Origin of the sequence: Streptomyces sp. H27-H1 (assembly GCF_026627445.1) — a bacterium.
GTDB lineage: Bacteria > Actinomycetota > Actinomycetes > Streptomycetales > Streptomycetaceae > Streptomyces.
In genome coordinates this window covers 56,064-74,432 of record NZ_JAPNLJ010000033.1, presented here as the reverse complement: position 1 = coordinate 74,432, position 18,369 = coordinate 56,064, and the positions used below count along the sequence as shown (strand labels likewise).

Genomic DNA, 18,369 nt, shown 5'->3' with positions numbered 1-18,369 from the left:
CTGACAGTACATAGAATCCTGAATTCAGGAAAGTGTGGATTCTCGATCGCTCAGCGGCGGCTGTCGCCGGGCGCGAGCAGGCTGGTCAGCTCGGCGATCGCCTCCGGGGACGGCTTGAAGTAGCGGCGGACGTTCTCCGGTTTCTTGTGCCGGGACTTCGCCATCAGCGTCAACAGGCTCGCCGCAGCCTCGCCGAGATAGGTCAAAGAGGAGTGCCGGTACCCGCGCAGATCCCAGCCGGTGCCCGCGCCGCGTACGGCGGTGTGCGAGGCGGAAGATCACGAAGAGGTCCCGGTGGCCGGAGGAAAAAGTGACGGCAGGGTGGGGTTGGGCGGCAGGCGGGGCAACATTCCGGAGGTGTTGCCCCGCCTGCCGGTTGCGTCAGCTCGTGCCGAGCATCTTGTTCATCTGGGTGATCTCCGCGCTCTGAGCGGTGATCACGTCGTCGGCGAGGGTCTTGGCCGGGCCGTAGGCGCCCTTGCTCTGCTCCGTCTTCGCCATCTCGATCGCGCCCTGGTGGTGTCCGACCATCATGGTCAGGAACGCGGTGTCGAAGGCTTTGCCGGATGCGTTCTTCAGGTCGTCCATCTGCTGGGTGGTCATCATGCCGGGCATGGGCGAGGCGTTCCCGTGGTCCATGCCGCCCATGTTGTCGGGGACTTTCTCGCCCCACGTCTTGAGCCAGCCGGACATGGTGGTGATCTCCGGGTCCTGCGCGTTTTTGATCTTCGTGGCCAGGGTCTTGACGTCGCTGCCGGCGGCCCGGGTGCCAGCCAGGTCGGCCATTGCGATGGCCTGGCGGTGGTGCTGGATCATCTGGGTGGCGAAGGAGACGTCGGCGGCGTTGTGTGCCCCGGTCGACGCCGACGCGGAGGCGGGCGGGGTCGTCTTGCCGCTGCTGGAGGTGCCGGTGTCGCTGCTGCCGCAGGCGGCGAGGACGAGGGCGGCGATGGCGGCGGCCGTCACGGCGGAGGCCCGGCGAAGGGTGGAGCGGTGTGCGGTCATGGCCCTGCAACTCCTGTGGTGAAGCATCGGATGGGCATGCCGGAGCACGGCGGTCGCCAAAGGAGGCGAGGCCGGGCGGGCGCGCCTAAATGCGCAGGAGCTGCAGTTCACTCAAGGAGGGCGGGGCCCTGCCCCCGCCGACGGCGTGTCCGCTCTGGTGCTGCGGCATCCCGGCCTGCGCGGCCGGCTCCTCGGCCACCAGCGTCAGGGCAGGAAGGGCCGGGCCGTGGCTCGTGCCGGCGGCGACGCAGAGCGCGTCGGCGTGATCGCTGTGACCTCCGGCCGGACCATGGGCCTGACCGTGGCACGCACAGTCGTCAGCCGGGACGGCTGCTGGTGCGTGAGCGGGCATGGGCATAGCAGCCGCGGGTGCCGCACTGGCAGACGCGAGACCGTGCATGCCCAGCAGACCGACGAGCACGGCCAGCACCAGCAGCACCTTCACCCGCCAGGCGGGCTCCGGTGCCGAGGGGAAGCGGACACGGCTCACGTGCCCATCGTAGGCGGAGCCGCAGGCCCTGGCAGGGCGGGCTACCCCACTTATCAGCACTTTAGGTGACTGGTCGCGTACCTTGTGTCACATGTCGGTGTGGGTGATGCTTCGGAGCGCACAGCGCGGACGGCCCCTGGCATCGGTGATCGCCGTGGTCCTGCTCGGGCTCGTTCACGTCCTGGGCTGTGCCCACGGCCCGCAGCTCACCGGGGGCAGTCGCACGGACACCCTGCCGATCACCACTGCGGCTCACGCCCTGTCACCAGCGAACGCCTCTACGGACGGCTCCCGGCCGCCGTCGCACCCGCCGGTGGAGTGCTCCGGGGAGGACATCCCCGCCGTCGCGGCCCAGCGGATCACTGCCCCGGCCGCTCCGGTGCCTGTTGACACCACGCTCGTGCTCTCGCCGACCCAAGCGACGCTACGGCAGATCGCGACGGCCGCTTCGCCCCGGGCTGGGCCCGGCGAGGGCGCAACGCAGGCCCGGACACGCGCGGTCCTTGGGGTGTGGCGGACCTAGACCGGACGACCCACCGCGCCGGCCGGTGGGGAGCCGATCTGCTCCCGGAGCCGGCGCGGTGCCGCGCGATCGGAAGCGTCCGCCTGCCCGCTCAACCGATGCGGCCGCACCTCCTGACAAGGGGCACGGCCGCGGGAGAACTGCGCCATGAACTCTTCACTCCTGCCCGTGCTTCCCCCTGCCCCGGCCCGGCTGCTGGCCGCGACATCCCTGCCCGTCCACACCCCGGCCGGTCTGGTCGGTGACACGCCCCTGCTGTGGATCGGCGAGCCGTTCACCGCGTCGGGCCGCGGCTTCTGGGCGAAACTCGAAGGCCACAACCCCGGCGGGATCAAGGACCGCACCGCCCTGTACATGGTGGCCCGCGCCCGCGAGCGCGGGGACCTGCTGCCCGGGGCGCCGATCGTGGAGTCGACCTCCGGCACGCTCGGCCTGGGCCTGGCCCTGGCCGGGGTCACCTTCGGCCACCCGGTCACCGTGGTCACCGACCCGGGCATGGAGGCGATGATGACGGGTCTGCTCACCGCCTACGGCGCCGACGTCCAGACCGTGACGCGGCCGCACCCCACCGGCGGCTGGCAGCAGGCCCGCCGCGAGAGGGTCGGCGAACTACTTGCCGCCCGCCCGGACGCCTGGTGCCCCGACCAGTACCACAACCCGGACAACGTGGCCGCCTACCGTCCCCTGGCCCACGAGCTCATCGCGCAGCTCGGCCGGATCGATGCCCTGGTCGTCAGCGTGGGAACGGGCGGCCATTCGGCCGGGATCGCCTCGGTGCTGCGCGGATACTTCCCCGACCTGCGGGTGGTGGGGGTCGACACGACCGGCTCGACGATCTTCGGGCAGCCCGCCGCGCCGCGCCTGATGCGGGGGCTGGGCAGCAGCATCTATCCACGCAACGTCGACTACACGCTGTTCGACGAAGTCCACTGGGTCGCCGCCCCCGAGGCGGTGTGGGCGGCCCGCGCCCTGGCCAGGGACCACTACGCCACCGGCGGCTGGAGCGTGGGGGCGGTCGCCCTCGCCGCCCGCTGGCTCGCCGGACAGCTGCCCGCCGAAGCACGCATCGCGGCGGTCTTCCCCGACGGCCCCCAGCGGTACACCACCACCGTCTTCGACGACACCTACTGCCGCGAACACCACCTGCTCGCCCACCAGCCCGCAGACGCCCCCGAGGAGATCAGCTTCCCCGGCGAGCGCACCGTCACCCGCTGGACGCGGTGCACCACCGTCACCGACCCCCTCGCCGGCACCGCCGCCCTCGGCCCGGACGCCACCGGCCGCGACCTGGCGCAGGCCGCCCGATGAAGACCCTGTGGGCCACCACCGCCTCCTTCCCCCCGGTCGTACGGCTGCTGATGGCCAACCAGTTCGCCATCAACCTCGCCTTCTACATGCTCATGCCCTACCTCGCCGCCCACCTCACCGGCGACCTCGGCCTCGCCGCCTGGACGGTCGGCCTGGTCCTGGGCGTACGCAACCTCTCCCAGCAGGGCATGTTCCTCATCGGCGGCACCATCGCCGACCGCTACGGCTACAAAGCCCCCATCATCGCCGGATGCCTGCTGCGCACCGCAGGGTTCGCCCTGCTGGGCTGGGTCGACAACGTCCCCGCGCTGATCATCGCCTCCGCTGCCACGGGTTTCGCCGGCGCCTTGTTCAACCCCGCGGTACGCGCCTACCTCGCCGCCGAGGCCGGCGAGCGGCGGGTGGACGCCTTCGCCACCTTCAACGTCTACTACCAGGCCGGCATGCTGCTCGGCCCGCTGGTCGGACTGGGCCTGCTGGCCGCCGACTTCCGGGCGGTGTGCACCGTGGCCGCCGCGATCTTCGCCGCGCTGACCTTCCTGCAATGGCGGGCCCTGCCCGCGTCCGCCCGGAAGGACGGCGCTTCGGGGCGAGAAGAGAGCGGGGTGCTGGCCCAGTGGCGCACGGTCGTGACCAACCGGCCGTTCCTGCTGTTCTCGTGCGCGATGATCGGCTCCTACGTACTGACCTTCCAGGTCTACCTCGCACTGCCGCTGGCCGCGGATGACGCGCTGGGCAGCAACGGCACCAAGGCCACCAGCGCCCTGTTCGTGGTCTCAGCGGCGGTGGCCGTGATGGGGCAACTGCGCCTGACCGGCTGGGCGAAACGCCGCTGGAGCGCTGACCAGGCCCTGGTACGGGGTCTGGCCGTGATGGGCTTGGCCTTTGTGCCCCTGGCGCTCGCGCCCGCACAGGCGGGGAAGATTGTGGTACTGGGAGCGCTGGTGACGGCGGTGGCACTGCTGGCGGCCGGCAGCGCGGTCGTCTACCCCTTCGAGATGGACACCGTCGTCTCACTGGCGGGGGGCCGGCTGGTCGCCACCCACTACGGCCTCTACAACACCGTCTCCGGCCTCGGTATCACCCTGGGAAACCTCGCCACCGGCGCGCTGTGGGACTTCGCCCACCGCCACCACGCCGGATGGCTCGTCTGGGCGGGGCTGGCCGCCACCGGCGCGCTGTGCGCGGCAGCCGTTCGTGCTCTGTCCCGCAGCGGCCGCCTGGCCGCTCCGGTTTCCCAGCCGCTTCCCGCCTGAGATCACCCACTCGCCCTGGAGCCTGTGGTCGGGCCTCCGGGGCGAGCGGCCTTCGGTTCAGTGCTCGTGGGGGCTGGGACGGTGGACGGGGCCGTGGGCGTCGTCGCAGTGCGCCCGGTCGGCGTCCGGTTCGGTGGGATGCAGGGTGAGCAGCTGCTCGGGGGCGTGGTCGACCTGCAAGGTGGTGTGGGTGATGCCGGGGCCGGCGGCCAGGAGCTGTTTCAGGTCCCGGCGTACCGCGTGGCAGTCCCCGCCCGGCTCGACCAGGACATGCGCGGACAGGGCGCTCTGGCCGGACGTGATCGTCCAGACGTGCAGATCGTGAACCTCGACCACCCCCTTCTGATCGACCAGCAGATCACCCAGCGCGTCGGGGGCGATACCGGCCGGGGCGGCTTCCAGGAAGATGCGGCCCGAGTCGCGGACCAGGCCGTAGCCGGCCTTGAGCATCAGGGCCACCACCAGCAGGGAGGCGATCGCATCCGCGCGGGCGAAGCCGGTGAACAGCACCACGGCGCCGGCGATCGCGGTGGCGATGAACCCGAACAGGTCGGTCAGGATGTGCTGGTAGGCGCCCTCGACGTTCAGCGAGGTCCGGTTGGCCTTGGAAATCGCCCACGTCGCCACCACATTGACCGCCACTCCGACCAGGGCCGTGGCCAGGACGAGGCCGCCGGTCACCTCCGGCGGGGAGATCAGCCGGTGGATCGCCTCGTAGGCCAGCCACACCGACAACAGCAGCAAGGTCAGCCCGTTGGCCTGCGCGGACAGGATCTCCACGCGCTTGAGGCCGTAGGTGTAGGAGCCCTTGGCCGGGCGGGCGGCCAGCCGCATCGCGATCAACGCCAGCACGATCGAGGCGACATCGGTGAGCATGTGCGCCGCGTCCGAGATCAATGCCAGCGAGTTGGCCATCACGCCGACGACTACCTCTGTCGCCATGAACACCGCGATCATCACCAGCGCGACCGTCAGCCAGCGGCGGTCCGCGTCCGCGGCCACTCCGTGGGCGTGGCCGCCGTGTCCGCCGCCGTGCTCCTGATCATGATCGTGGGTGCTGCTCATGACGGTGGTCCTCCCCCGGGGCCCGAAGCGGGCCCGCGTCCGGAAGTGAAGCGCAGATCGCGCGGAGATCCAAAGGCTGCAGTGATGACCGTTGTCGCTCCCGCGAACGCGCCCTGGCCTGCGCTGTCGCTGCTGGTCAGGAGTGGTGGTGGGCGAGGACGGCGTGCGGGTCCTGATCGCCGGTGCGGGTGGGGTCGGCATGGATCAGCGCGGCCGTCAGCCGGGGGACGGCGTGCAGCAGGGCGTGCTCGGCCTCCACCGCGACCTGGTGAGCCAAGAACAGGCTCAGGGAACCGTCGACGGTGATGGTGGCCTCGGCCCGCAGCTGGTGGCCGATCCACCGCATCCGAACCTCACCGACCCGGCTCACCCCGGGCACCGACCGCAGAGCAGTCTCGGCGCTGTCGACGAGGGCGGGGTCGACCGCGTCCATCAGGCGGCGGAAGACCTCCTTCGCCGCGTCCTTGAGCACCAGCAGGATCGCGACGGTGATCAGGAGACCGACGATCGGGTCCGCCAGCCGCCAGCCGAGCGCGGCCCCGCCCGCTCCGAGCAGGACCGCGAGGGAGGTGAAGCCGTCGGTGCGGGCGTGCAGCCCGTCGGCGACCAGGGCAGCGGAGCCGATCTTGCGTCCGGTACGGATCCGGTAGCGGGCCACCCACTCGTTGCCGATGAAGCCGATGACCGCGGCGGCCGCGACCCACGGCAGGTGGGTGATCTCCTGCGGGTTCAGCAGCCGGTCGACGGCGGTATACGCCGCCAGGGCGGAGGACGCGGTGATGGTGAGCAGGATCGCGATGCCCGCCAGGTCCTCGGCCCGGCCGAAACCGTAGGTGAAGCGGCGAGTCGCCGCCCGACGCCCGATGACGAAGGCGATGCCCAGCGGCACAGCGGTCAGCGCATCGGCGCCGTTATGGATCGTGTCACCCAGCAGCGCGACCGACCCGGACAGAAGGAACACCAGAGCCTGGAGCACGGTGGTGACACCGAGGACGCCCAGTGAGATCCACAGCGTGCGCATGCCCTCCGCCGAGGACTCCATCGCCGAGTCGACCTTGTCCGCCGCCTCGTGAGAATGCGGAGCAAAGGCGTGGCCGACCTGGTGCCGCAGCCTCGACCAGCGGGAAACACCACCCACGTGGTCATGCCCGTGGCCGCCATGACCGTGGCCCTGCGCATCGTGATCGTGGTGGTGCTCGGCGAAGGCGCGCGGCTCCTGGGTCGGGTCGTGGTCGCTCACTGGCTCAGCGCCTTCCGGATCGGGGGACAAGGGGAGTGCCGGCTGGACACCCGCGATCCAGTCTCACATCATGTGCGTATGAATGCACGCATGCACCTATCAGGTGCTCATCGTTCGCAAGAGCCAGACGACGGCGAACGACTCGACGTGGCGGTGGAAGTGCTCGGGCTACTCGCCGACCGCACCCGCCTGGCCCTGCTGCGCCGGCTCGGCGAGGGCGAGGCGGATGTGACCACGCTGGCCGAAGCATGCGGAGCGGCCCGGCCCTCGGTCAGCCAGCACCTGGCCCGGCTCCGCCTGGCCGGACTGGTGGCCACCCGCAAGGACGGGCGCCGAGTGATCTACGCCCTGCGCCACGGCCACCTGCGCAATCTGGTCGAGGAGGCCCTCAGCGTCGCCGATCACCAGCTCGGTGCGCTGGCGCCCCACGACTGACATCAACCCCGGCCGCTGCCCCGGGTCCTGCTGTGCGCCATCTCCGGCAGACCCCGCGCCCATCCCGCCTCGGTCGTCGGGCAGGCCCACGCGGTCCGGCGGGTGTCCTGTCGCTGAGGCGAGAAGCGGGTCAGCGGTCCGGTCGGTCCGTGCGGGCGGCGGCCAGCGCCTGCCGCAGCCGGCCGGGGTCCGGCAGGCCGGACAGGCCCTTCACGGTCCGGTACATCCGGCACGTCAGCCCGACGGAATTCGAAGGCTCGGCGAACGGGTCACGGCCGTCGATGAGGACGGTCGGGGAACCGGCGAAGCCGACCTCCTCAGCCTGCCCCCGATCGCTGATCACCCGGGTGGCGAACGTGACCTCGCACAGGCCGAGATCGTCCAGCGTGCGACGCAGCTGTTCGGCGGCGGGCTTCTCGTGGGGGCAGTCCGGTACGACCAGGAGCTCGATGTTCACTCCTCCAGGATCGCGCGGGCGTTCGCCGTGCGGACCAGGGCGACCTTGAGTTCAACGGTCAGGTGCGGGGGTGTGTCTCGTACATCCTCACCGCCACCACCAGGCCGGAAGCGGCGGTGAGAGCGGCGATGACATAGATGGCGGTGGTCAGGCTGTAGGCGTCGGCGAGGGCTCCGGCGAGGAGGGCGCCGACGGCAAAGCCGCCGTCGCGCCACAGGCGGTAGACGCCGACGGCGCGGGCGCGCCAGGCGGGGTGGGCGACGTCGCCGATGACGGCGAGCAAGGTGGGGTAGACGAGGGCGGTCCCAAGACCGAGGAGGACTTGGGCGGTGGCCCAGACGCCGAAGGTGGTGCCCGCGGCAACCAGCGCGATAGCGGCGGCCTGGAGCAGCATCCCGGTGGTGATCAGGTGTTTGCGTCCGATGCGGTCGGACCACCAGCCGGTGAGCATCTGTCCGGCGCCCCAGACGGCCGGGTAGAGGGCGGCGAGGATGCCGATCTGCGCGATGGACATGCCGTGGGCGGCGAAGAGCAGGGGGAAGATGCCCCAGGCGAGGGCGTCGTTGAGGTTGTTGACCAGGCCGGCCTGGCTGGCGGCGGACAGGGCCTTGTCACGCAGGCTGGTGAGGCGGGCGATCTGGCCGGTGGTCAGTTCCCCGTCGTGCTCGCTGTCCGCGAGGGTTTTGTGGCGGGCTGCTTCGAAGCGGGCGTGGTCGCGGGTCTCGCGGACCGCGAGCGTGGACAGGCCCAGCGCCAGTACGACGTAGGCGGCGCCGAGCAGGAATGGCTCGGGGCGCAGCCCGGCGTGCTCGGCGATGGCACCGGTGGCCACGGCGGTGGCGGCGACGGCCACGTATCCGGCGGCCTCGTTGAAGCCCATGGCCAGGCCGCGACGCTCTGGGCCGGCCAGGTCGATCTTCATGATGACGGTGGTCGACCAGGTCAAGCCCTGGTTGACTCCGAGCAGGATGTTTGCGGCGATGATCCAGCCCCATGACGGGCCCCAGGCGAGCATTGCGGGCACAGGCAGGGCGATCAGCCATCCGGCGATCAGGACCGGTTTGCGACCGTAGCGGTCGGACCAGGTGCCGGCGAAGAAATTGGTGACGGCCTTGGTGGCACCGAAGGCCAGAATGTAGGTCATGGCCGCGGTGTACGCGGACAGGTGGAAGACGTCGTCGGCCAACAGCGGCAGGATGGTGCGTTCCTGCCCGAGCATGCCGCCGACCAGGGCGTTGACCACGACGAGCAGGCTGAACTGGGTGAGATTGGCCCGTAGCCCGAGGCGTATTCCGGGGCGGGTCTCGCCGGTGGCGTGCGTGGTCACGCGGTCTCCTCCAGGGGACGGCCGGTGGCCTTTGCCCAGTCGGCGGGTCCGCCGTCCAGGACGGCGAGGTTCTCATGGCCGGTGCGCTGGAGGAGGCTGGCGGCGGTCATGGCGCGTTCCCCGTGGCCGCAGGCGACCACCGCGCCCTCCAGTGCTTGGTCGGCTTGGCCGGTGAGGTTGCCGAGTTCGATGTGGATCGCGCCGGGGATGTGTCCGGCGATGTGCTCGGCCCGCTGACGGATGTCGAGGACGGGGCGCTCGGCTATCCGGTCGGCGGTGAGCAGTTCGATGCGTTCCTGCTCTCCCCTGTCTGCGGTCCAGGTATCCATGCCCCCGCCGAGGTGTCCTGCCAGTCGCTCGTAGCCGATTTTCAGGGCCTGCCAGGTGAGTTCGGCGAGGTCCTGGCCGGGGCTGGTGACGAAGACGAGTGGGGTGTCATCCGACAGCAGCCAGCCCAGCCAGGTGGCGAACTGGTCCCGCAGTGGGATGGAGACGGCGCCGGGGATGTGGCCTGCGGCGAAGTCGGCGATGGGGCGTACGTCGATGATCTCGGCGCCCTCGCTGATCAGGTGGCGCACTTGGTCCAGGGAGAGCGCGGGGAGAGTCGGAGCTGAGCGGAGAACGGCGGGCCCGCGCCGGTTCGCCTCACCCAGGCGGTCGAAGTACGCGGGGTAGGAGCCGAGGCTGCCGAGCAACTGCCGTACGAAGGTGTCCTCGTCCGGTGCGGCGAGCAGGGGGTTGGCCCGCTTCGGCGCGGCGATGGTGGTGGTGCGCTCGGCACCTGGCGGTGCGGAGCAGAAGGACCCGACGCCGTGCGTCGGCCATACCGCCGTCGCGTCCGGAAGCTCGGCCAGGCGCCGTAGCGAGTGGTACTGGGCGCGGGCCAGCTCCTCCGCGCGGTCGTCGCCGAGCAAGTCCGTACGGGCGGCCGAGCCGACGATCAGGGATCCGCCGGTGAAGACTCCGAGTTCGCGGGTGCCGTCCAGGAGCAGGAAGGACAGGTGCTCGTCGGTGTGGCCGGGGGTGGCCAGCGCGCGCAGAGTCAGGCCGCCGAGATCCGTCTCGTCGCCGTCGGCGAGCGCGGTGTGCGGGAAGGACCGGTTGCCGGTGGCGGAGGCCAGTACGGCCGCGCCGTCGTCTGCGGCCAGCTGCACGGCACCGGAGAGGAAGTCGGCGTGCAGGTGGGTGTCGGCGGCGAAGGCGACCGTGAGGCCCCGCCGCTCGGCTGCCTGGCGCAGGGGGCGCAGATCACGGCTCGCGTCCACGGCCAGGGCCCGTCCGTCGCCGAGGTCGACGAGGTAGGCGCTGTTGCCCAGACCCTCATCGACCAGCGGTATCAAGTGATCGTCGGCGAAGCCCATCAGGTCCTCCAGGAGTCACGGAAGGTGCGGGTCGCTTCAGCACCCGCCCTTAGCTACAATATTCCATGGAACGATGGAGGATGCCATGGGAGACCCCGCGCGCAAAGCCGCGCTGTACGACGCCTTCGCACGCACCGGCAAAGCACTCAGCAGCGGAAAGCGCCTGGAACTGCTCGATCTGCTGGCGCAGGGCGAGCGCACCGTCGACGCGCTCGCCAAAGCGGCCGGGCTGAACCTGACCACCGCCTCGGCCCATCTGCAGACCCTCAAGCAGGCCGGGCTCGTGGCCACCCGCCGCGACGGCGTACGCATCCACTACCGGCTGGCCGGCGACGATGTCGCCGCCCTCTATGCCCTGCTTCGCCAGGTCGCCCAGACCCACCAGGCCGACGTCGAGCCCGCCCGCACCGCATATCTGGGCACGGACGAGGCGGAGGAGGTCGACCGCGAGGCGCTGCTGGCCCGCGCCGAGGAAGGTGACGTCGTCGTCCTCGACGTCCGGCCGGCCGAGGAGTACGCCGCCGGACACATCCCCGGCGCGATCTCCATCCCGGTCGATCAGCTCGCCGAGCGTATTGCCGAGCTGCCTGCCAACACCGAAGTGGTGGCGTATTGTCGCGGCGCCTACTGCGTCCTCGCCTACGACGCCGTACGTCTCCTGCAAGCACATGGCCGCCGGGCGGTCCGGCTGACCGACGGCATGCTGGAGTGGCGACTGGCCGAGCTGCCTGTGGCCAGCGGAGCCGCCGCGTGATCCCGGCACTCGACGGCAGCCCCGTCTATCTGGACTACAACGCGACCACCCCGGTCGACCCGAAGGTCACCGAGGCGATGCTCCCCTATCTGGCGGCCTGGTTCGGCAACCCCTCCAGCAGCCACGCATACGGTGCGGAGCCTCAGCGGGCCCTCACACATGCTCGCCGGCAGGTTGCCGAGCTCATCGGTGCGGACCCCGCGGAGATCGTCTTCACCGGCTCCGGATCCGAGGCCGACAACCTCGCCCTGCGCGGTGCCGCGCTCGCCACCAAGACCGACCACCCGCATGTGATCACCCAGGCCACCGAGCACCCGGGCGTTCTGGAAACCTGCCACGCCCTCGAACGGCATCATGGCGCCGAGGTGACGTACTTGCCCGTCGACGGCGACGGCCTGGTCGACCCGGCGACACTGAGCGCCGCACTCACCAAGCGCACCGCCCTCGTCTCGATCATGGCCGCCAACAACGAGACCGGCGCCCTCCAGCCCATCACCGAACTCGCCCGCATCACCCGCGCACACGGCGCCCTCTTCCACTGTGACGCCGCCCAGGCCGCTGGAAAGATCCCCCTGGACGTACGGGACCTGGGCGTCGACCTCATGACGATCGTCGGCCACAAGATGTACGCCCCGAAGGGCATCGCCGCCCTGTACGTACGTCAAGACGTCACTCTCGAGCCGCTGATCTACGGCGGCGGCCAGGAACACGGCCTGCGCTCCGGCACCGAGAACGTCGCCCTCTCCATCGCCCTGGGCGCCGCCGCCCAACTGGCTGCCGATGAACTGGCCGAGGGCGGCGACCGGCGCATCGCCGCACTGCGCGACCGCCTCCACGCCGGCCTCAGCGCCCGGCTCCCCGGCCGCATCCGCCTCAACGGCCCCGCCGAACCGCGCCTGCCCAACACCCTCAACATCAGCATCGACGGCATCCGCGGCCACGAACTCCTCGAAGCCGTACCGGAGATTGCCGCCTCTACCGGCTCGGCGTGCCACAGCGGCGACCACCGGCCCTCCCCGGTGCTGAGCGCCATGGGCCTGCCCGACTCCCGCGGCCTCGCCGCCCTTCGCATCTCGCTGGGCCGCTGGACCACCGCCGACGACATCGACCGAACCGTCGAGCTGCTGACATCTGCCTGCGCTTCCGACAACCGAGCGAACTTCGAACCCGTTGAGCGGGCAGGGAACTGATCGCCGACCTGTTCGGCCCCATCAACTGACCAGCCCGCCCCGTCGTTCTTCTCTGCCGTTTCCCATCAGAAAGAACAGCACCACCTTCCCCGCTCAATCGTTCGACAGGACGCGCAGTTCTGTGTTGCGGGTGGCTGGCGGCAGAAGTGATGGCTACGCGGCCCCCGACTGGTGCCGCCAGATGGCATGCTCCAGCGCACCTTCGTCGTGCCCGAGAAGTACGGCGGCTTCCTCGTACACGGTTCGCAGTTGCTCGTAGCGGAGTTCTGGAACACCCGCGTCCGCAGCGAAGGCGCGTAGATGCACGTCGACGGCGACCTGCGAACGGCCGACGAGGTTGCCGATGTAGTCGATGCTCTTCGGTCCCACCCCTTTCACCGTCCGCAAAGCTGCGCGATTGGCCTGGTGGTCGAGCCATGCGTGGAGATCATCGCGGGTGTCGACCCCGTTGGCAGCCAGAAGGCCGGTGATGGCGTGGGCCGTTGCAACCTTCCGGGAATCATTGAAATCCATGGCCAGGGCAAGGTCCTCTGTGGCGAGCCGGCCCTGGAAGCCGCGGACCGTTGCCGCATCGGGCCAGTCCGCTTGAAGCCGGAGAAGCCGCGGTCTGAGGGCCGCCTCGTACTTGCAGCGAGCGTGGAAGCTGGCGTCGCAGATGACAGCACCCATGTGGATCCATCCGCCGGGCTGGGAAAACGGGCCGTCGCCAAGAAGATGCTGAACGTGGTCGGCGAGCCGCTGGGCAAGGCTGAGTGCGGTCATAGCTCGATGATGACGTTCTGGTCTGATGCTCCAAGCGGAAAGGTCGAAACTCCTCGAACGGCTGGTCGGGGAAGGTGACGCTGCTGATGGGGCATTACATGACCGTCGACAAAGACAGCCGACTGGACCGACTTCGTTGTCCTGACCCCGCGCACCGGACCGCTCGCTAGAGTGTGGGCTTCGTCACGTGCCGGCACCAGAGAAAGCGACACGATGAGCTGCGCGAATGCGACACAGGCCGAATCAGCGGCTCGGCTGTAAAGCAACACAGCCTGCGGGGGACACAGTCACTGCAGAAACAAACCTGCTGCGGGATCTGGCGATGACCCCGACCGTCTTCGGGAGGGTCCTCGGTGTCGGCGCCCTGGGAGCCGCGGGCGGGGCGCTGGCCGCCCCGGCCCTCAGCCGGCGCTACGGACCCGGTCCGATGATGCTCGGCGCCCTCGCACTGACCCCCTGCACCCAGCTGCCCCTGCTCCTCGCCGCCCCCGGGCTTGCCTGGCAGGTCGCGATCGCCGCGGCCCTGTTCGTCCAGCTCGCCTGTGCGGGTGCAGCGGGCACGACCCAGCGCTCGATTTCTTGGGGCGTTTCAGTTTTGTCTCATGGCAGGTCCCTCGTACCGGTGAACGGTGTCCTCTTGGCTCTCCGCTGACTGCTATCTCTCTTCTCCCAGATGTCTCGGGAGGTGACGAGCATGCAGTTGTTCACGGTTGACATGGCGCTGGTGCGCCGGTATTTGGACAGCCCGGTTCTCACGGGCACTGACGCAGCGCGGTTGCTGGAGCTCCACGGGATCTCCGACGGCACGCCGGTCTTCTTGGATGACGAGACGATGATGCCGGTGGAGCCCCTGTGCGCGTGGGGCCGGAGTATGTCGTACGCGGATCTGGCCGAGGGCACGATGAAGGACTACGGGCGGATCATGGCCCGGTTCGATGCCCATCAGGCCAAGCGTGACCGCTCGGTGCTCATGGCCACCGAGGCCGACTTGGTGGCCTACAAGAAGTCGCGCACGCAGCTGCAGGAGAAGCCCATCGGTTCTTCGGCGTGGTCGAAGGAATCATCGATCTTGGACCAGTTCTTCGCCTTCGCGGTCGAGCAGAACTACCTGCGGCGGCGGCCCGTGCGGGTGGCGTCACGGGGACGGAACGCACTGAGTTCGAGGACTCGGCGCGGGATGGACATCCGGCACCTGAGTCTGGAGCAGTATCGGTACTTCCGGGATGTCGGGCTCGGCGGGCAGGGCCCGGACTCGCGGCTGAACCGGTCCTACCGGGGGAGTTCCCCGCATCGCGACCGGGCGGGGGCGGATCTGGCGGTGTGCAGCGGGATGCGGTGGCAGGAGTGGGCCACGGTACTGCTGCCCGAGCTCGGCATGGGAGTGGACCATCCTGGGGACGAGACCGAGTTCACCATCCAGGCGTGCGCGAAGTACGGCAAGACCCGGGGAGTCTTCCTCCCCGAGCAGGCCGTGCGGGCTGTGGAGACCTACTGCCTGCTGGAGCGACCGGAGTTCACCGCGACCGCGGCCCGGCGGCTGGAGCGCCGGCACCGGGAGCTGTTCGTCGTCTCCCGTGTCGAGCCGGAAACGGGCCGGGTTCACGGCACGCTCGACGGTGTCCGGCAGGTGTTCGTGATGCAGGCGATGCCGCCGAAGTTGCGCCGGATCACGGTGTGGGAAGGCGAGTTCGGGCTGGAGGCCATGGCGGTGTTTCTCGGGCGAGGCGGACTCATGCCGGGGGCGGACTCTTGGAAGCGGTACCGGCACGCCGCGTGGCGCCGGATGGTGGCCCTGGCCGATGAGACGACGCCGCGGCTGCCGGCCAAGAGGTGGCGCTGGCACGATCTGCGCCACACGTACGCCTTGCAGCTGTTGACCTATCTGGAGCGGCAGATGGACGGGGCCGAGCCGGACCTGGTGGCGCGGCGGCGTCGGCATCGCTCCTACTTGAGCGGGCGCATCCGCTACAACCCGCTGCTGATCGTCAGCCGCAGGCTCGGTCATTCCAGCCCGGAGACCACGTACGCGTACCTCGAGTACACCGACGACCTGGTGCACGAGTACGAGGCGGCGTTCGCCGGGTGGCTCGGCGACCCGGCGGAAGAGGCTACCTACGCACAGATCGCCTCCAGGGCCTTCCAGTTGGAGCAGCCGGCAGGGGCGTGCTGATGGCGCGGACCAAGTGGCGGAGGTCTGCTGAGTGGACGGCGCATCTGCGGCAGGCGCTGGGGGCTCCGGGCGGGGAGGACCGGATCGGGGTGCGTGTGGTGGCGGTCAATGACCAGGGGCGGGAGCGGCTGCAGTACATCGATCCCGGGGACTACCGGTGCCCGCGGTTGGCCGCGGAGCTGGCTGATGAATGGGTGGAGTACGTCGACGCTACTGGTCTGTCGGCCTCGGCGTCCCGGGACTACGTGCGGGCGGTTGATCTGGTGTGCGCGGCCATGGATGCCGCATCCGAGGACTCGGCCGCCTTGTCGCTGGAGTCCGTGGATCTGATGCCGTTGCTGGCCCGGTGGGAGCGCACCTTGCCGGCCGCGTACGGGGAGGGTTCACGGCAGCCGGGGATGGCGGCCTCGGGCGTGCGGACTTTGATCGTGCGGCGGGACGACCACCCCGAGCGCCGGGTCGACGAGTCGCTGGCGAGGTTCGCCCGCGGGATGACTCTGACCGGGTGGGGTGAGTGTACGGAGCGGGACGAGTTCAGCCGGGCCGACAAGCAGGCGCTGGTCAAGGCCGCGTGGTCGTCGGTGCACGCACTGGAGAAGCGGCTGGCCGAGGGCCCAGCCGGAGGCCATCGCCAGTCCGGCGGGCAGCAGGGTGAGGGAGAAGACGGTCAGGCCGATCCACTGCCAGGTCAACGTCGGGTTCCTGTCGGGTGCGGGGGCGGATAGGGGGCCGGTGGTGCTACCGGCGGCCGGCTGCGGTCATGACGAGGCCGGTGACGAGCAGGGCCAGACCGATGATGAGTACGGGGAAGCCGGGTCCGGGCAGGAAGTACATCGCCACACCGGCCAGGGTGAGAGGTGCGCCGATGGCGGCCATCACCCTTCCGACCTGTCGCTCCGACACGGGCTGCTCCTTGTTCGGATGGGTTGAGGCGTCCGGGGTGCCGCGGCCGGTGAGGAAGGCGGTGAGCGCTCCGGTGAGCAGGGCCCATGCGGCCACCGCCCAGCCGTAGCGGGTAACCGCCGATCAAGAGCGTGGCCGCGGCGACCGTCGTACCGGCCGCCATGGCCCGGGGGTTCGAGGCGAACGCCCACTGGCGCCGGGCACTGCCCGGGCACCGGAGCTCGGTGATGCCCGTGCGTATGACCAGGGCAGCGATGACGATCACGGGTGTCAGCGGTGAGGCATCGCCGCCGGCCATCAGGTGGGCTGCCCGTCCGGCCGGACAGCGGTACTCTGGGTCTTCGCCGTGATGTCGCGCTGGTAGATGTCGGGGATGCCGTCGGCGTCGGCGTCGAGGTTCTCCGCCTCGTACAGGCGCCGGTAGAGGGTGTTCCGCCGTCGCAGCAGGACAGCGGCGAAGACTGCGGCGATCAGCGAGGCGACCAGGACGGCGGCCTTGACGTGCTCGCCGGCCTGGGTGCCGGGGAAGGCGAGTTCGCCGATGAGCAGGGCGACGGTGAAGCCGATCCCGGCCAGCTCCGACAGGCCGAGTACGTCGGCCCAGGCCAGATCGGGGTTGAGCTGGGCGCGGGTGAAGCGGGCGGCCAGGTAGGTCCCAACGAAGATGCCCAGTGTCTTGCCGGCGATCAGGCCGATCACGACGCCGAGGGGTTCGGGGCTGGTGAACACCGCGCTCAGGGCCGGGCCGGAGATGCTCACCCCGGCGGCGAACAGCGCGAACAGAGGTACCGCGATGCCTGCGGACAGCGGGTGAATCAGGTGCGAGGCCCGGGAGGCCGGCGAGACCTTCTCACCCTTGTCGGCGGTGGTGCGCAGGATCAGACCCATGGCGACGCCGGCGACGGTGGCGTGGACGCCGCTGTTGTACATCAGCGCCCAGATCGCCAGCCCGAGGGGCACGTACCAACACCAGCCGCGTACCCGCAGCCGCTGGAGGAGGTAGAAGATCACGAGGCCCGCGAAGGCGCTGGCGAGCGCCCACAAGTTCAGGTCGGAGGTGAAGAACACCGCGATGATCAGGATCGCGCCGAGGTCGTCGACGACGGCGAGGGTGAGGAGGAAGGCGCGCAGCGCGGCCGGCAGGTGGGTGGACAGTACCGCCAGCACGGCGAGGGCGAAGGCGATGTCGGTGGCCATCGGCACCGCCCAGCCCGCATTGCTGCCTCCGCCGGCTGCGACGGTGGCCAGGTAGAGGGCGGCGGGTACGGCCATCCCGCAGAGCGCGGCGATGACGGGCAGCGCCGCGGTGGCCGGGGTGCGCAGTTCGCCTACGACGAGCTCGCGTTTCAGCTCGATCCCGGCGACGAGGAAGAACACGGCCAGCAGCCCGTCGGCGGTCCAGTGCCCCACCGACAGATCCAGGCCCAGGGCCTGTATCCCGAAGTGGAAGTCGCGCACGGACGTGTACGCCGCGCTCCAGGGGCTGTTGGCCCAGATTAGAGCGAGGAGTGCCGCGCCGAGGAGGACCAGGCCGCCAACGGTCTCGGTGCGCAGGGCTCGGGTGATTGCCTGCCGCTCGGGCAGGGGCAGCAAGCCGAGGAAGGGGGAGCGGGTGCCGGCCATGGCAGTGGGCCTCCGGTGTGTCGACAAGAGGGCACAACTGCCCCCAGGACGCCGACCAGACTTCCCGGCACACCGCGCGCCTCTTCTTGACGCGTTCTTTACACCGTATCCAGCGGAGGGAAGACTGTCTGCCCCGCACGCCTCCCCAAGATCAGATCGGTGTCAGGTTGTGATCAGCCCTGGCGGGAGGCACCAGGCAGCAGCCGCCGCGAGCACCAGTGCGCGGCCGCGTACAGCTCAGGCCGCTCGGCGGGCATCGTGTTAGAGGACGGCGCCCGCGATCGTGAGGATCGCGCCCGCCGAGCGGCGGGCTCGCGGGTGAACAGCGTCACCCTCCGTCACCACCGCAAGTGCGACAGATCCGAAGTTTTACAGTCCCCCCGCGCGCAGGACGCAGCCGGCGCGGGGGGGCGCTGCGGCGGGGTGCGCTCGCAGGCCGCGGCGTGGCTGTCGGCCACCACGCCCACGATCGAGCTGGCCAGGTCCGCCCGAGAGCGCGG

Annotated in this window: 18 protein-coding genes and 1 pseudogene; 8 read left to right on the top strand and 11 right to left on the bottom strand. The window is 70.3% G+C overall.

What is annotated here, in order from left to right:
• Positions 1–50: 50 nt before the first annotated feature.
• The 3 genes and pseudogenes from OTB20_RS29315 to OTB20_RS29305 form a co-directional block, all read right to left on the bottom strand.
• A pseudogene (locus tag OTB20_RS29315) lies at positions 51–266 on the bottom strand (site-specific integrase); the annotation flags it as partial.
• 115 nt (positions 267–381) lie between these two features.
• On the bottom strand, positions 382–1,005 hold the full coding sequence (locus tag OTB20_RS29310; RefSeq protein WP_267822038.1) for a DUF305 domain-containing protein: 624 nt from the start codon (positions 1,003–1,005) through the stop codon (positions 382–384).
• Between the two features lie 85 nt (positions 1,006–1,090).
• A complete protein-coding gene (locus OTB20_RS29305) occupies positions 1,091–1,495 on the bottom strand; it encodes a DUF6153 family protein (RefSeq protein WP_267822036.1) in 405 nt (134 codons plus the stop codon).
• Positions 1,496–2,165: 670 nt separating this feature from the next.
• Between OTB20_RS29305 and OTB20_RS29300 the strand changes: the two genes are divergently transcribed.
• Together OTB20_RS29300 and OTB20_RS29295 are read left to right on the top strand one after the other, a co-directional pair.
• Positions 2,166–3,326 carry a PLP-dependent cysteine synthase family protein gene (locus OTB20_RS29300; RefSeq protein WP_267822034.1) on the top strand — a complete coding sequence of 387 codons (1,161 nt, stop codon included), beginning with the start codon at positions 2,166–2,168 and terminating at the stop codon, positions 3,324–3,326.
• The gene (locus tag OTB20_RS29295) at positions 3,323–4,582 is read left to right on the top strand and encodes an MFS transporter (protein WP_267822032.1); all 1,260 of its coding nucleotides are present in this window, start codon (positions 3,323–3,325) and stop codon (positions 4,580–4,582) included. Before OTB20_RS29300 ends, OTB20_RS29295 begins: the two co-directional genes overlap by 4 nt.
• Positions 4,583–4,639: 57 nt before the next feature.
• On the opposite strand, the gene OTB20_RS29290 is transcribed toward OTB20_RS29295, so the two are convergent.
• Both OTB20_RS29290 and OTB20_RS29285 read right to left on the bottom strand, forming a co-directional pair.
• Positions 4,640–5,647 (bottom strand): cation diffusion facilitator family transporter, encoded by a 1,008-nt coding sequence (locus OTB20_RS29290; RefSeq protein WP_267822030.1) that lies wholly within the window; start codon positions 5,645–5,647, stop codon positions 4,640–4,642.
• Positions 5,648–5,783: 136 nt separating this feature from the next.
• Positions 5,784–6,887 (bottom strand): cation diffusion facilitator family transporter, encoded by a 1,104-nt coding sequence (locus OTB20_RS29285; RefSeq protein WP_420716512.1) that lies wholly within the window; start codon positions 6,885–6,887, stop codon positions 5,784–5,786.
• A gap of 78 nt (positions 6,888–6,965) precedes the next feature.
• On the opposite strand from OTB20_RS29285, the gene OTB20_RS29280 reads away from it, so the two are divergent.
• Positions 6,966–7,322: an ArsR/SmtB family transcription factor gene (locus OTB20_RS29280; RefSeq protein ID WP_267822028.1), complete on the top strand. Its 357-nt coding sequence runs from the start codon at positions 6,966–6,968 to the stop codon at positions 7,320–7,322.
• A 130-nt stretch (positions 7,323–7,452) separates the two neighbouring features.
• On the opposite strand, the gene OTB20_RS29275 is transcribed toward OTB20_RS29280, so the two are convergent.
• Genes OTB20_RS29275 through OTB20_RS29265 form a run of 3 tightly spaced genes read right to left on the bottom strand, consistent with a single transcriptional unit; the run spans position 7,453 to position 10,467 of the window.
• A complete protein-coding gene (locus tag OTB20_RS29275) occupies positions 7,453–7,779 on the bottom strand; it encodes a hypothetical protein (protein WP_267822026.1) in 327 nt (108 codons plus the stop codon).
• 58 nt (positions 7,780–7,837) lie between these two features.
• Positions 7,838–9,106: an MFS transporter gene (locus OTB20_RS29270; protein WP_267822024.1), complete on the bottom strand. Its 1,269-nt coding sequence runs from the start codon at positions 9,104–9,106 to the stop codon at positions 7,838–7,840.
• A complete protein-coding gene (locus OTB20_RS29265; protein WP_267822022.1) occupies positions 9,103–10,467 on the bottom strand; it encodes an MBL fold metallo-hydrolase in 1,365 nt (454 codons plus the stop codon). The genes OTB20_RS29270 and OTB20_RS29265 overlap by 4 nt, the downstream gene beginning before the upstream one ends.
• Before the next feature lie 85 nt (positions 10,468–10,552).
• Between OTB20_RS29265 and OTB20_RS29260 the strand changes: the two genes are divergently transcribed.
• Both OTB20_RS29260 and OTB20_RS29255 read left to right on the top strand, forming a co-directional pair.
• Positions 10,553–11,221, top strand: a complete 669-nt coding sequence (locus tag OTB20_RS29260) for an ArsR/SmtB family transcription factor (RefSeq protein WP_267822020.1) — start codon at positions 10,553–10,555, stop codon at positions 11,219–11,221.
• Complete coding sequence (locus OTB20_RS29255) at positions 11,218–12,411, top strand: cysteine desulfurase family protein (protein WP_267822018.1); 1,194 nt, start codon at positions 11,218–11,220, stop codon at positions 12,409–12,411. The genes OTB20_RS29260 and OTB20_RS29255 overlap by 4 nt, the downstream gene beginning before the upstream one ends.
• A gap of 153 nt (positions 12,412–12,564) precedes the next feature.
• Here the strand turns inward: OTB20_RS29255 and OTB20_RS29250 are convergent, their stop codons facing one another.
• Positions 12,565–13,173, bottom strand: coding sequence for a hypothetical protein (locus OTB20_RS29250; RefSeq protein ID WP_267822016.1), 609 nt, complete (start codon positions 13,171–13,173; stop codon positions 12,565–12,567).
• A gap of 322 nt (positions 13,174–13,495) precedes the next feature.
• Here OTB20_RS29250 and OTB20_RS29245 point away from each other — a divergent pair, with 322 nt between their 5' ends.
• From OTB20_RS29245 to OTB20_RS29235, 3 genes are read left to right on the top strand one after another with little or no spacing between them, the layout of a single operon-like run.
• Entirely contained in the window at positions 13,496–13,825 is a 330-nt protein-coding gene (locus OTB20_RS29245) for a hypothetical protein (protein ID WP_267822014.1), read from the top strand.
• Positions 13,826–13,867: 42 nt separating this feature from the next.
• Positions 13,868–15,343, top strand: a complete 1,476-nt coding sequence (locus tag OTB20_RS29240; protein WP_267822012.1) for a hypothetical protein — start codon at positions 13,868–13,870, stop codon at positions 15,341–15,343.
• Positions 15,343–16,068 carry a hypothetical protein gene (locus tag OTB20_RS29235; RefSeq protein ID WP_267822010.1) on the top strand — a complete coding sequence of 242 codons (726 nt, stop codon included), beginning with the start codon at positions 15,343–15,345 and terminating at the stop codon, positions 16,066–16,068. The genes OTB20_RS29240 and OTB20_RS29235 overlap by 1 nt, the downstream gene beginning before the upstream one ends.
• 13 nt (positions 16,069–16,081) lie before the next feature.
• Here OTB20_RS29235 and OTB20_RS29230 read toward each other — a convergent pair whose 3' ends face one another.
• Both OTB20_RS29230 and nhaA read right to left on the bottom strand, forming a co-directional pair.
• Positions 16,082–16,342, bottom strand: a complete 261-nt coding sequence (locus tag OTB20_RS29230) for a PGPGW domain-containing protein (RefSeq protein WP_267822008.1) — start codon at positions 16,340–16,342, stop codon at positions 16,082–16,084.
• 201 nt (positions 16,343–16,543) lie between these two features.
• A complete protein-coding gene (gene nhaA, locus OTB20_RS29225; RefSeq protein ID WP_267822006.1) occupies positions 16,544–17,869 on the bottom strand; it encodes a Na+/H+ antiporter NhaA in 1,326 nt (441 codons plus the stop codon).
• Between the last annotated feature and the right edge of the window lie 500 nt (positions 17,870–18,369).